We start from the raw sequence: 13,276 nt of genomic DNA, 5'->3' as shown, positions 1-13,276 counted from the left end.
TTTATGCGCATTCCTTCCCGCATTATCGGCGGCGTTCTGGTCGCTGCCTTACTGACCCAAATGACCGCCTGTGGCAGCATTTTCTTCCCCGATCGCCGTGGCCAGATCGACGGCAAGGTCGACCCCCTGGTGATCGGTCTTGATGCCATCGGCCTGTTGTTCTACATCATTCCCGGCTTGATCGCCTTTGGCGTCGACTTTGCAACCGGCGCTATCTATTTGCCCGGCGGCAGCACTGCCCAGGTCACCCCTGAAAAGCTGCAACCTGCGATCAAGGCTGACGGCAGCGTCGATAACAGCAAGCTGCAAGCAATCCTAGAAAAAGAGCTGGGCCGTAGCCTGCCGCTCAATGACCCACGCCTGATCCAGCACCGTGGCAGCGTGCAACAACTGGCGATGTACGGCCTGCAACCGTCAGCCTGATTTAGGAAAGCACCATGACCACCCTCCCCGAACACGCGCGCCTGTTGCGTCTGGCGACCCGTGCCTCACTGGCTGTCGCGAGCATCCTGATCGTCACCAAAGGCATTGCCTGGTGGCTGAGTGGCTCGATCAGCCTGCTGGCCGGGTTGACCGACTCGGCGCTCGATGGCGTGGCGTCGTTCCTCAATCTGCTGGCGGTGCATTATGCGTTGCGTCCGGCCGATGACGATCACCGTTATGGCCACGGCAAGGCGGAAGCACTATCAGGCATTGCCCAGGCGTTGTTCATCGCCACGAGTGCGGCGCTGATCGCCTATCAAGCGGTCGAACGAATCCTGCACCCGGAGCCGTTGGGGGCGCCGGGTTTGGGGATTGCGGTGATGGTGTTGTCGATAGTGTTGACGGTGGCGCTGCTCATGCTGCAGCACAAGGTCATCCGCGAAACCGGCTCGACCGCCATCCGCGCCGACTCGCTGCATTACCGTTCCGACCTGCTGCTCAACGCCAGCATCCTGCTGGCGCTGATCCTTGCCCTGTTCGGCTGGCAGCAACTGGACGCGTATTTCGGTCTGGCAATCGCCGTGTACATTTTGTGGAGCGCAGTCCAGATCGCCCGCGAAACCGTGTCGGTGCTCATGGATCAAGAACTACCGCCGGATGTCAGCCAGCGCATGCTGGACATGGCGTGCAGCGTGCCCGGCGTACTGGGCGCCCATGACATACGCACCCGGATATCGGGTAATCATTGGTTCGTTCAGTTACACCTGGAGCTGCCAGGGCATTTGACCCTGTCCGTCGCTCACGCCCTGTGTGACCGAGCGGCCGATGCCATCCAGGAAGAGTTCCCGAAGGCCGAAGTGCTGGTGCACGCCGACCCACGGGAAGTGCTCGAACCTAGCGTTTAGTTGACGCTGTAACCGCGCCCTGCAAGGCAAGCAGCCATCGAACGGCGGTAGATGTCCGCAACCGAGGCCGGAGGCGCATAGGCTGCGGCTGCCGGGTCAAAGCCGCTTTGGTTCACGCCCCACATATGGCAGTCGTACATATCCTGCTGTTGCTGCTCAGGACCTTGACCGTTGGCGGGGTAAGCCACGGGATCATAGCCGTTGGCTTGCACCTGCTGCTGTGGCGGACCTGGGGCATAGATGGGCTCGACACCTTGCGGCGGGGTGGCGACAACGTAGTCCTGAGTCTCCGCTTGATACAGGTAATAGGTGCCGGCGGCGAGGAAGAACAATGTGCTGCCCAACCAGACTTCCTGCGAAAACGACGGCAAGCTGCGCACACGAATCCCGTAGGGCGGCGCCACTATCACGTAGCGTGGGCCTTGTGGGCGATACCAGTAACCACCGGAGTAAAAGTAATCCTGTCCACGCCAGCCAATGCGCGAATGGCTGCTGGGCATGCGGTTAATCTCATAGCCGGGACGGTACTGCGGGCCTGGGCCCCAACCGTTGCCATGCCCATCGGGCCGGCCTTGCCAGTGGTCATTGCCAGGTCGACCGTCGCCACCACCGGGACGCGGCGAGTTGCCGCTCTGCCAGTGTTGATTCTGGTTTGAATTGCCCTGACGAGGATTGTCCTGGTAATAGCCCTGACGCGGTTGCTGGGTTTGCCGCACCTCGTCGGGGCGACTCTGGATCGGCAGGCGCTGTTGCTGCTGACGCTGTTGATCCTGCTGATGCTGTTGCTCTTGCTGCTGGCGCTGTTGCTGCTGCACCTGCTGCTGACGTTGCTGGTCTTGCTGCTGACGTTGTTGTTGCTGCCCCTGCTGCTGGCGCTGTTGCTCTTGCACCTGCTGCTGACGTTGCTGATCTTGCTGCTGACGCTGTTGCTGCTGCGCCTGCTGCTGACGTTGCTGGTCTTGCTGCTGACGTTGTTGTTGCTGCCCCTGCTGCTGACGTTGCTGATCTTGCTGCTGGCGCTGTTGCTGCTGCCCCTGCTGCTGACGTTGTTGGTCTTGCTGCTGACGCTGCTCTTGCCCGGATTCTTGACGGCCCTGGCCCGAATTGCCCGGACGCTCATGATTATCGCCGTTACGGCCGTTACCGTTTTGGTTCGGCCCTGAATCATTTCGTTCGTCCGCCAGCACCTGAGCGTTGACACTCAAACACAGCAAACTTACACCTGCCAAACGCCAGATGCGCGATTTCATGCTTTCCTCACTATGGTGCAAATGCCCATTGATAAAACTGCTTTTTGGATGCGCCAGGAGCAGCACTTTAACAGCCCATTCGACACGTGACGGGCGCTTTTAGTTAAAGGTCACGCACAATAAAAAAGGGAGCCAGTGATGGCCCCCTTCGGGAATTTCGTCCGTGCTCAACGCTTTTGACGTTGGCTCACCTCACGCCGTCTTCTGGACAGTGTGTAGCCCGGGGGCCTGCCCAACCCTGTGGGGTTGGCGGCCGCGGCTGACCTGATTCGGAGAGCCGCGCTGGACGCTATGTCCGGGCAGTGATTCTGGTGTTAAGAATAGGCCTGAGGCAGCAGCAGAGGATTGCGAATATTGCTCAATAAAACATGACTTGCGCAATTTTTAACTTCAGATAGATAATTCAGCGCAATAGATATCATAAAGGGGCATTTAGTGAGCAAACTCGACAGATATGACCTGAATATATTGGCTGAGCTGCAACGTGACGCACGCATCTCCAACCAGGAATTGGCCGAGCGCATCGGCTTGTCGCCGTCACCTTGCTCACGACGGGTCAAACAGCTGGAAGATGACGGCTATATTTCCCGCCAGGTTGCGCTGCTGGACCGCAAAAAGCTGGGCCTGAACCTGACCGCTTACGTACTGATCGGCATGGATCGACACACGCCCGAGCGTTTCGAGCATTTCGAGCAGCAGATTCGTACCCTGCCCCAAGTGCTTGAATGCAGTCTGGTGACCGGGATGGACGCTGACTATCAGCTGAAAGTCGTAGTGCCAGACATGGATCATTATCAGAAACTGCTGCTGGGCCATCTGACCCGTATCGACGGCGTCACCAGCGTGCGTTCGAGCTTTGTACTCAATCAAGTGCTGGCCAGTACGGAACTACCGTTGACGCACCTGCGCGGTTAAGCCTCACGCAGCGCCCCGGACTTTCCCGTATAATCGCCGCCCCATTGCCATCCGGTTGGAGATTAATGATGGATATCGATCCTGCGCTATTTGAAGAGTGGATGATGACGATTCTGGTCACCATCCTGGTCGGCTTCATGGGTTTCATCGTCTGGGATCTGGCGAAGAAGTCCAAGGCTGGCAAGTTCGGCACCTTTATTCTGTTCTTCGCACTCGGGCTGGGTATCTTCGCCTTCGTGGTCAAAAGCGTTGTGATCGCGTTTATTGAAGCCTGACCGGACAGTCGAGCAGCAACAAACCACGTCTCAGAGCGACGCCGGCACTTCCCGCCACTGCCCTTGATCCAGCCCTTCTATAGTCCAGTCGCCGATGCGCACGCGCACCAATCGCAGGGTTGGCAAGCCGACTGCCGCGGTCATGCGTCGAACCTGGCGGTTGCGGCCTTCCTTGATCACCAGCTCCAGCCAACTGGTCGGTATGCTCTGACGAAAGCGCACCGGCGGATTGCGCGGCCAAAGCTCAGGCTCGTCCAGTTGCCGCGCTTGCGCAGGCAAGGTCGGGCCATCGTTCAGTTCGACACCCTCACGCAAACGCTGCAACTGCTCAGCCGTCGGCACGCCTTCGACCTGGACCCAATAGGTCTTTGGCAGCTTGTGTTTGGGATCGGCAATTCGCGCCTGTAGCTGACCGTCGTTGGTCAGCAGCAACAAGCCTTCGCTGTCACGGTCCAGTCGCCCAGCCGGGTACACGCCCGGGATCGAGATGAAGTCCTTGAGTGTCGCCCGCCCTTCTCCGTCACTGAATTGCGTCAGCACATCAAACGGCTTGTTGAACAGGATCAGCTTGGGTTCGGCGGGCGGGGCTTTGGCCACGCGCCGGGTATTCCCTGAGTTGTTGGCGGCAGGACGGCGGGACACTGGACGTTGGGTGCGGGGCATGACGATTCAATATTCGAAAACAGAAAGGGCCACTTTAGTGGCCCTTCGCGTAAATGACTAACCCAACCGATCAATTAACGGAACGGTGGCTCATCAAAGCTGCGCAGTTTGCGCGAGTGCAGCGAGTTGAGTTGGGTACGCAGCAGGTCGACTGCGGCGATACCAATTTTCAGATGCTGACTGACCGCGCGCTCGTAGAATGCGTTGGCCGAGCCGGGCAGCTTGATTTCGCTGTGCAAGGGCTTGTCCGAAACGCAAAGCAACGTGCCGTAAGGTACCCGCAAGCGATAACCCTGGGCGGCGATGGTGCCGCTTTCCATATCCACCGCGACGGCCCGCGACAGGTTGATCAGCGGCCGTTCCTGAGCCCAGCGCAATTCCCAGTTACGGTCGTCGTAGGTCAACACGGTGCCGGTACGCAGACGTTTTTTCAGCTCATCGCCGCGCTCGCCGGTGACTTGTGCTGCGGCTTCATGTAACGCGAGCTGTACTTCGGCCAAGGCCGGAATCGGAATATTCGGCGGCAAGACCCGGTCGAGAATGCCGTCGCGGCGCATATACGCATGAGCCAGCACGTAGTCGCCGATGGTCTGCGATTGGCGCAAGCCGCCGCAGTGACCGATCATCAACCAGCAATGCGGGCGCAGTACGGCCAAGTGGTCAGTGATGTTCTTGGCGTTGGACGGGCCGACGCCGATGTTGACCAGGGTTACGCCATGACCGTCGGTCGCGATCAAGTGATAGGCCGGCATCTGGTAGCGGTGCCAGACCACGCCAGCGACGATGGCCTGCGCCTCGCCGTGATCCATGCTTTTGTCGACGACCACGTTGCCTGGCAAGACCATGCGCACGAAGCGCGGGTCATCACGCAGTTTTTCCAGGCCATGGACGATGAACTGATCGACATAGCGGTGGTAGTTGGTCAGCAGAATCCACGGCTGCACATGACGCCAGTCGCTGCCGGTGTAATGCACCAGTCGGCGCAGGGAAAAGTCCACCCGCGCGGCATCGAACAACGCCAGGGGCAGCGGGTCGGTGTTGGCCCAGTCGTACAGACCGTCGGCAATACCATCAGTTGCAGCGGACAAGTCAGTACTCGGGAATACCCGCGCCAGCGCCGCAGCAGTGACGCCGGAGCCGGCCAGTTCATCGCCCTGCTCGACCACGTACGGATAAGGAATGTTCTGCTCGCTGACGCCCACTTCCACCGTGATGGTGAAGTCGTTCATCAACGGCACCAATTGCTCGAGCAAGTAGTTACGAAACGCCGACGGATGGGTCACGGTGACACTGTAGGTGCCCGGCAACTGGACCTTGGCGTAGGCCCGAGTCGTCAGTGGCACTTCGCCCTGGCACAGATACGTCAGGCGCAATTCCGGGTAGTGGAACAGTTCACGCTCAGCCGCATCCGGCTCGACCCGATCTTTGAGATAGCGCTTGAGCGCCTGACTCAGCGCGCTGGTTGCGCGCTCATGCAGTACAGCAAGCCGGTCCACGGCTTGCTCGGCGGTTTCAACGACAATAAAAGCTTCGGTCACGGTACGCATCCTGTCTGATCTTGCAGGCTTGTATCTTGCCTGCATCGCCGGACGAAGGCACTAAGGGCTTTTATGGACAACACGCTGAGCCCTGCAGGGACCACGCAGGATCACCCCACCTGCGGCGACGACCTTGCCACCAGCTCCTCGACATCAACCCCTCGCGGCAACGTGCCATACACCCGGCCCGAGGCTGCCAGTCGGCTGGCGATGAACCCGTCGCTGACGCTGGCATTGCCGGCTTCCAGCAAGAGCTTGGCTTGCAGCCCTATGGCGATGTCTTCAGTTAATTGTCGTGCGCGGTACTGGATGTCAGTGGTGTCCTTGAACGCCGCTTTAAGGTGCACGATGTGCGCAGCCAACCGTTTGTCGCCGTGGCCATCGCCCAGCTCGTCGAACAACGCATCCAGCACGCCGGGCTCCTTGGACAGCGCGCGCAGGACGTCCAGGCATTGCACATTGCCAGAGCCTTCCCACGTCGAGTTGACCGGCGCCTCACGGTACAGGCGCGGCAAAATGGTCTCTTCGACATAACCGGCGCCGCCCATGCATTCGGCTGCTTCGTTGATCATTGCCGGGGCGCGCTTGCAGATCCAGTATTTGCCCACGGCCGTGACCAAACGGGCGAAGCGCCCTTCTTGCGAGTCTTGCAGATGGTCCAGCGCGCGCCCCATGCGCATCGTCAGCGCCAACGCCGCTTCGCTTTCCAGCGCCAGATCGGCCAGTACGTTTTGCATCAACGGCTGCTCGCTGAGCACTCGCCCGCCAACGCTGCGATGCGCGCAGTGGTGCGCCGCCTGAGTCAGGGCCTGGCGCATCAGGGCGCTGGAGCCGACCATGCAATCGAAACGGGTCATGGCCACCATTTCGATAATGGTGGGTACGCCGCGCCCTTCTTCACCGACCATCCAGGCGAGCGCGCCTCGGAACTCGACTTCGCTGGAGGCGTTGGACCAGTTGCCCAGCTTGTTTTTCAGGCGCTGGACGTAGAACTGATTGCGGCTGTCGTCCGGGCGATGGCGCGGCAGCAAGAAGCAGGTCAGTCCTTTATCAGTTTGCGCCAACGTCAGAAACGCATCGCACATCGGCGCCGAGCAGAACCACTTATGCCCAACCAACTCATACGCCTGACCCGGCCCCGTCGCACCGACCGGATAGGCCCGCGTGGTGTTGGCGCGCACATCGGTGCCGCCCTGTTTCTCGGTCATCGCCATGCCGATGGTCACACCCGCCTTGTGGCTGATGCCGACATTGCGCGGGTCGTATTCGGTGGCAAGGATTTTTGGCAACCAGATCTCAGCCAGATCAGGCTGGATTTTCAGCGCTGGTACGCTGGCAAACGTCATGGTCAACGGACAGCCACTGCCCGCTTCAGCCTGACTGTGCAGGTAACTCATGGCCGCACGTGCGACGTGAGCCCCAGGTTGCGGATCGGTCCAGGGCAGGGACGGCAATCCATGCTCGACCGCCGTGCGCATCAGTTCGTGATAAGCCGGATGAAACTCCACCAGATCGATGCGATTTCCGTAGCGGTCATGGCTGACGAACACCGGTTTGTTCTGATTGGCGAGGAACCCGGCCGCCATCAGCGGTCCCCCGGCCAGCGCGCCGTAGGTGTCGATCCTCGACTGCGCCCAACCGGCACCGTAACGATGCGACCACTCTTGCAGGGGCAGGTCGATGCGGTACAAATTGATGCCGTCCAGTGAAGGCGGCTGGTTGGTGACCTCATGGGTCTCGGCGAACTGATGCAGGTTCATTCCTGAGCGCTCCTGTCTTCGCGGACGTACCAAAGGACACGCCCATAAAACTCAGTGAATCACGCACACAACCCTATAAAAAGTGACATATCCGACTAAATACCGGCGCTTTCACCCTGCAATTCATCTCAACCCACTCACCATGGGCCGTGACTGACCATTGATCCGCATTGCGACGTTTCGGCTTCGCGCTGAAGTTCAAGCCGGAGCCTGAAGCAACTGCCCCGCCCCGGCTCGGATTCATGACTCAAACGGCCGCCCATCCGCTCAACCAATTGTCGGCAGATCGCCAGACCAATGCCCAAGCCACCGTATTCACGGGTCATGGAGCCGTCGACCTGGAAAAATGTCTGATACAAGGTCGCCTCATCCAGCCGATGAAAACCAATGCCGGTGTCGATCACTTCAATCAACAAACGCAGGGTTGCCACATCGTCTGACTGACCCGTCACCCGAACCATGATCGCCCCGGTCTTGGTGAATTTTATCGCGTTATCCAGCAGGCACCCGACGCATTGCTGCAATTTGCCGACATCGCCGAGCACGTTATCAGGCAGCTTCTCATCCAGCTCAATGGCGAAATCCAGGTGTCTGTCCTCTGCCAGGCTGGCGTACCTGCCGTGCACGCTGGCGAGCAGTTGACGCAAACTGAAGGGGCTATTCACCGCGCCAAGCCTGCCGGCCTGCAATTCAGTCAACGTCAAAATGCCATTGATCATGCCCATCATGTCCTGGGCAGAGTCGGCAGCGGTCTGTTGGTAGAACGTCAGTTCGCTGTCCATCGGCACCGTGCGCATCAACTCCAACGAACCGATCACCCCATTCATTGGGGTACGCAGCTCGTGGGTGAGCGTGGCAAGAAACTCGTCCTTCAAGCGGTTACTGGTAGCCAACTGCTGATTCAAACGTTCGAGGCTTTGCCCCGCCTCAAGGAGGGTTTGCGCTTGTTGATCGCGCATCAAGTTGATTCGGTCAGCCAAGGCCAGCGACAGCAGCGCCACTTCCAGTACCGAGCCGATCTGACTGGAATACATGGTCAGGAAGTTATTGGGCAAGTAGCCGAGCAGCATGAACGCATTGATCAGGCCTCCGGTGAGAAACACCGACCAGGCAATGACGAAGTAGCGCGCAACGCGCAACCCGTGCAGCCAGGCCGTGATGCCGGTGGCGACCATCACCAGGGTAAACAGCAGCACCAATCCCGTTGCCAGTCGTAGCGCCAAACCGTAGCCGGCAGCCACTGCCAGGACCATGACCACCGCAGCAGAAGCCATCATCAACACGAGCAAGCGATCAAGCCAACGGCCCCAGGTGGGCGTCTGTAAAAAGTGCCGAGAGAACTGACTGGCGAATAACACCGACGCGCCCACCAGAAACGGGGTTGCCGCATTCGCCCACCACGGATTGTTCGGCCACAAGAACTCGATGCCCGCGCCGTTCACCGAGATCTGATACAGCCCGAACGAGGCGATATAAAGGATGTAGTACAGGTAACTGGTGTCACGCACGCTGAGGTAAATGAACAGGTTGTAGACCAGCATCCCCAGCAACATGCCGTAAATCAGACCCAGCACGTAGATGCGCGCAGGTTGCGCTTCGATATAGGCGTGGCTGGACCAGAGGGCGAGTGGCGCCTGGATCGAGCCTTGGCTGGTCAGGCGCAGGTACACCGTCTGCACTTGATTGGCCGGCAGGTCGAGGGCAAAGAGGTAATTGTTCTGTTCAATCTGGCGACTGGAAAAAGGCAGCATATCCCCGGTCTGCCAAGCCACCCGAAAGCGACCGGAGGCGTCGGCGGTGAAGAGATCGACGTGGTCCATGGGTGGATAGGCCAATTCCAGCAGCCAATCCCGCTGAACGTCTGGACGTTTCGGGCGAAACTGCAGGTCCAGCTTCAGCCAGAACGCCGAACGTGAATAACCCGCGTTGAGGGTGTCGGCGTTCAGCGCACGAAAGAGCGCAGCCGTGGCCGGAGCGCTGACCTGATCGATGGTCGCCTCACCCGTTACGTCTTCGAACACCTGCACCGCCCGCCCTAAAGGCAAGGTGCCGGTATCCTCGTCAAATTCGATGGCGCTGGCAAAAAGAGGCACCCAGGCGACCAGCATTATCAGCAAATAGCGCATACAACCCCAGCATGGCCTGTCCGGCTGATCGCAAAGCCCCCTCTCCCTGTGAGACACCGTCAACCTGCAGGTCCTGTTATTAGTATTGAACACGTCAAGGCCCGGTTTCACGCCGGCTGTCCATTGTGCGTGAGACCGTGTTTTTTGCAAATTTGCTTAGTTCTCGGCAACTGAAGCGCCGGCCAGGCACTGTTGCCTCGGTAAGGATGGCGTGAGCATAGCGGTGAATGGCCATGAGACACCACTCTTTTAGTTAAACGGAAGGCTCTATTCCGGGCCTTTCAGAAGAACTCTCGAGTAACCGTCGACGTGTTCGAGCCCTTCAAACAAGCGACGGGGCCGTTCAGTTGTATGAAAAATCCGACACCGGCTAGCGGCTCCGGAAAAAGTTTGGTGGTAAGCTCGCGCACCATGAATACCTATAGCTCCCGCCCCGTTGTCCTCTGTCTCTCCGGCCACGATCCTAGTGGTGGTGCCGGCCTGCAGGCAGATATCGAAGCCCTTCTCGCTCAAGGCTGCCATGCCGCACCGGCAATCACCGCCCTGACCGTGCAAGACACCGTCAATGTCAGCGATTTCCGGGTCCTGGACCGCGAGTGGGTATTGGCACAAGCCAACGCCGTGCTCAACGACTCGACCGTGGCCGCCGTCAAGCTGGGCATGCTCGGCTCGCTGGAAATGGTCGACACCGTTGTCGGGCTGCTCCTGGCGCATCCGCATTTGCCCCTGGTCTGCGACCCGGTGCTGCGTGCTGGCGGTGGCGGTCGCCTGGGCAAGGACGAAGTCGGTTACGCCATGCGCGAACGACTGCTGCCACTGGCCACCATCGCGACCCCGAACTTGCCTGAAGCGCGCATCCTTGCCGAACTGCCCGAAGGCACCGCCGACGAATGCGCGGAAAAGCTTCTGCCCTTTTGCCAGCACCTGCTGATCACCGGCGGTCACGGCGACGAAGAACTTATCCACAATCGCCTGTACATCCGCAACGGCGAAACCCGTACGTTCACCTGCCAACGCCTGCCCGGCAGCTACCACGGTTCTGGCTGCACATTGGCGAGTGCACTGGCCGGACGCCTGGCATTGGGGGAAAATCTGGTGAGCGCGGTGCAAACGGCGCTCAACTATACTTGGCGCACGTTGCGCGATGCCGAGCAGTTGGGCAAAGGCCAATACGTGCCGCGCCGTCTGCCCCTTGATTTTTGCTCGTAAGACCCTGTTTGCCCGTAACGCCGCGCCATGAGGTTTGACCGATGAAACTACGTGGCTTGTACGCCATTACCGACAGCCAACTGCTGGCTGGCAAGTTCCTGTCTTACGTCGAGGCCGCCCTTGAGGGCGGCGTCACCCTGTTGCAGTACCGCGACAAAAGCACCGACGAAACCCGTCGCTTGCGCGAAGCCGATACCCTGCTCAGGCTGTGCGAGCGCTACAACACGAAACTGATCATCAACGATGATGCCGAGCTGGCCGCGCGCCTCGGCGTCGGCGTGCACTTGGGCCAGACTGACGGCTCAATGCCGGTCGCCCGTGCCCTGTTACGGCACAAGGCGATCATCGGCGCGACCTGCCATGGCCAACTGGAGCTGGCTGAAAAAGCCAAAGCCGAGGGCGCCAGCTACGTCGCGTTTGGGCGCTTCTTCAATTCCAGCACCAAACCCGGCGCGCCCACTGCGACCCTCGATCTGTTGGACCAGGCTCGCGCCCGCCTCCATCTGCCGATTGCAGTCATTGGCGGGATCACCCTGGAGAATGCCGCGCCACTGGTGGCCCACGGTGCCGACCTGCTGGCGGTGGTCCACGGCCTGTTCGGCGCGGACAGCACCCAGGAAGTCACCCGACGCGCCCGCGCATTCAACGCCTTGTTTAAATCCGCCTGACGCCGATTCAAACCTTTTTCCGATTCAAATAGAGACCCGACCATGTCCCGTTCTGAAATCCTGTTCGCCAACGCCCAAAAACACATCCCAGGCGGTGTCAACTCGCCGGTTCGTGCCTTCAAAAGCGTGGGCGGCACGCCGTTGTTCTTCAAGCACGCTGTCGGCGCCTACGTGACCGACGAAGACGATAAGCGTTATGTGGATTACGTCGGCTCCTGGGGCCCGATGATTCTCGGCCACAGCCACCCGGACGTGCTCGATGCCGTGCGCAAGCAACTGGAACACGGCTTGTCCTACGGTGCGCCAACGGCCATGGAAACCGAGATGGCCGATCTGGTCTGCGCCATCGTGCCGTCGATGGAAATGGTGCGCATGGTCAGCTCCGGCACCGAAGCGACCATGAGCGCGATTCGTCTGGCTCGAGGTTTCACTGGCCGCGACAGCATCATCAAATTTGAAGGCTGCTACCACGGTCACTCCGATAGCCTGTTGGTCAAGGCCGGTTCCGGCGCGCTGACCCAAGGCGTTCCAAGCTCGGCGGGCGTTCCCGCTGCGTTCGCCAAACACACGCTGACCGCACCCTTCAACGATATCGACGCGGTCGAGCAACTGCTCAACGAAGTCGGTCAGGAAGTGGCGTGCATCATCGTTGAACCAGTCGCCGGCAACATGAACTGCGTACCGCCAGCGCCGGGTTTCCTCGAAGGCCTGCGCAGGCTCTGCGACAAACATGGCGTGGTCCTGATTTTCGACGAAGTGATGACCGGGTTCCGTGTCGCACTCGGCGGTGCCCAAGCGTTTTACGGCGTGAAGCCGGACCTGAGCACCTTCGGCAAGATCATCGGTGGCGGTATGCCGGTCGGCTGTTTTGGCGGTAAGCGCGAAATCATGTCGCACATCGCGCCATTGGGCCCGGTCTATCAGGCTGGCACCCTGTCGGGCAACCCGCTGGCCATGGCCGCAGGCCTGACGACGTTGCGCCTGATCAGCCGTCCAGGCTTCCATGACGAACTGAGCAGCTTCACCCGCCGCCTGCTCGATGGCCTGCAACAACGCGCCGACGCTGCGGGCATTCCGTTCGTGACCACTCAGGCGGGCGGCATGTTTGGTTTGTATTTCAGCGGTGCAGACGACATCGTCACCTTCAAGGACGTGATGACCAGCGATGCCGACCGCTTCAAGCGCTTCTTCCACCTGATGCTCGAAGGCGGCGTGTACCTGGCACCGAGCGCATTCGAAGCCGGCTTCACCTCCATTGCCCACGGTGACACCGAACTGCAACTGACCCTCGATGCTGCTGAAAAAGCGTTTGCTGCATTGAAATAAGCCACAGCCGATCTCCTGTAGGAGCCGCCAAAACGCGGTTTTCTGGAAGAATCTTGACACCGGTTTTCGACCGTTTCACGGTCGATCGCGGGCAAGCGCGCTCCTACAAGGGGATTTATGGGGGTTTGATCAGCCTTTTCCCTCGCAAAATCAGGCACATCAAGCCCGCGCAGCAGAAAATCAGTAAAGACTTTGTAAGGTTGGCCCTGCTTATTTCA

The 13,276-nt window shown here is 59.8% G+C and carries 13 protein-coding genes; 8 read left to right on the top strand and 5 right to left on the bottom strand.

The annotated features are described in order from the left end of the window. The first annotated feature begins 3 nt into the window (after positions 1-3). Together AC1MEA_RS10615 and AC1MEA_RS10610 are read left to right on the top strand one after the other, a co-directional pair. Positions 4-423, top strand: a complete 420-nt coding sequence (locus AC1MEA_RS10615; RefSeq protein ID WP_219062655.1) for a polyribonucleotide nucleotidyltransferase — start codon at positions 4-6, stop codon at positions 421-423. A gap of 14 nt (positions 424-437) precedes the next feature. Further along, on the top strand, positions 438-1,328 hold the full coding sequence (locus AC1MEA_RS10610) for a cation diffusion facilitator family transporter (protein WP_219062656.1): 891 nt from the start codon (positions 438-440) through the stop codon (positions 1,326-1,328). On the opposite strand, the gene AC1MEA_RS10605 is transcribed toward AC1MEA_RS10610, so the two are convergent. Next, positions 1,325-2,143: a DUF6515 family protein gene (locus tag AC1MEA_RS10605; protein ID WP_480917726.1), complete on the bottom strand. Its 819-nt coding sequence runs from the start codon at positions 2,141-2,143 to the stop codon at positions 1,325-1,327. The genes AC1MEA_RS10610 and AC1MEA_RS10605 overlap by 4 nt on opposite strands. Here AC1MEA_RS10605 and AC1MEA_RS10600 point away from each other — a divergent pair. From AC1MEA_RS10600 to AC1MEA_RS10590, 3 genes are all read left to right on the top strand, one after another. After that, positions 2,105-2,491 carry a hypothetical protein gene (locus AC1MEA_RS10600; protein WP_480917725.1) on the top strand — a complete coding sequence of 129 codons (387 nt, stop codon included), beginning with the start codon at positions 2,105-2,107 and terminating at the stop codon, positions 2,489-2,491. The genes AC1MEA_RS10605 and AC1MEA_RS10600 overlap by 39 nt on opposite strands. 522 nt (positions 2,492-3,013) lie before the next feature. Next, positions 3,014-3,493 (top strand): Lrp/AsnC family transcriptional regulator, encoded by a 480-nt coding sequence (locus AC1MEA_RS10595; protein ID WP_219062658.1) that lies wholly within the window; start codon positions 3,014-3,016, stop codon positions 3,491-3,493. A gap of 74 nt (positions 3,494-3,567) precedes the next feature. Beyond that, positions 3,568-3,768, top strand: a complete 201-nt coding sequence (locus AC1MEA_RS10590; RefSeq protein WP_219062813.1) for a DUF2788 domain-containing protein — start codon at positions 3,568-3,570, stop codon at positions 3,766-3,768. Between the two features lie 30 nt (positions 3,769-3,798). Here the strand turns inward: AC1MEA_RS10590 and AC1MEA_RS10585 are convergent, their stop codons facing one another. The 4 genes from AC1MEA_RS10585 to AC1MEA_RS10570 all read right to left on the bottom strand — a co-directional run bounded on the left by AC1MEA_RS10585 (position 3,799) and on the right by AC1MEA_RS10570 (position 9,855). Then, entirely contained in the window at positions 3,799-4,365 is a 567-nt protein-coding gene (locus AC1MEA_RS10585) for an rRNA large subunit pseudouridine synthase E (protein WP_219062815.1), read from the bottom strand. 140 nt (positions 4,366-4,505) lie between these two features. Continuing rightward, positions 4,506-5,978 carry an AMP nucleosidase gene (amn, locus tag AC1MEA_RS10580; RefSeq protein WP_374028662.1) on the bottom strand — a complete coding sequence of 491 codons (1,473 nt, stop codon included), beginning with the start codon at positions 5,976-5,978 and terminating at the stop codon, positions 4,506-4,508. Between the two features lie 101 nt (positions 5,979-6,079). Beyond that, a complete protein-coding gene (locus tag AC1MEA_RS10575; protein WP_480917722.1) occupies positions 6,080-7,729 on the bottom strand; it encodes an acyl-CoA dehydrogenase family protein in 1,650 nt (549 codons plus the stop codon). A 137-nt stretch (positions 7,730-7,866) separates the two neighbouring features. After that, positions 7,867-9,855 (bottom strand): sensor histidine kinase, encoded by a 1,989-nt coding sequence (locus AC1MEA_RS10570; protein ID WP_480917721.1) that lies wholly within the window; start codon positions 9,853-9,855, stop codon positions 7,867-7,869. Positions 9,856-10,266: 411 nt separating this feature from the next. Here AC1MEA_RS10570 and AC1MEA_RS10565 point away from each other — a divergent pair, with 411 nt between their 5' ends. Genes AC1MEA_RS10565 through hemL form a run of 3 tightly spaced genes read left to right on the top strand, consistent with a single transcriptional unit; the run spans position 10,267 to position 13,058 of the window. Further along, the gene (locus tag AC1MEA_RS10565) at positions 10,267-11,064 is read left to right on the top strand and encodes a hydroxymethylpyrimidine/phosphomethylpyrimidine kinase (RefSeq protein WP_480917720.1); all 798 of its coding nucleotides are present in this window, start codon (positions 10,267-10,269) and stop codon (positions 11,062-11,064) included. 41 nt (positions 11,065-11,105) lie between these two features. Then, entirely contained in the window at positions 11,106-11,732 is a 627-nt protein-coding gene (gene thiE, locus AC1MEA_RS10560; RefSeq protein ID WP_219062663.1) for a thiamine phosphate synthase, read from the top strand. A 42-nt stretch (positions 11,733-11,774) separates the two neighbouring features. Next, the gene (gene hemL, locus AC1MEA_RS10555; protein WP_219062664.1) at positions 11,775-13,058 is read left to right on the top strand and encodes a glutamate-1-semialdehyde 2,1-aminomutase; all 1,284 of its coding nucleotides are present in this window, start codon (positions 11,775-11,777) and stop codon (positions 13,056-13,058) included. Positions 13,059-13,276 lie beyond the last annotated feature (218 nt).

It is taken from the genome of Pseudomonas sp. ASL8 (assembly GCF_056680355.1).
The sequence above is the reverse complement of the archived record's forward strand: the minus strand, read 5'-3'. Positions and strand labels throughout refer to the sequence as shown.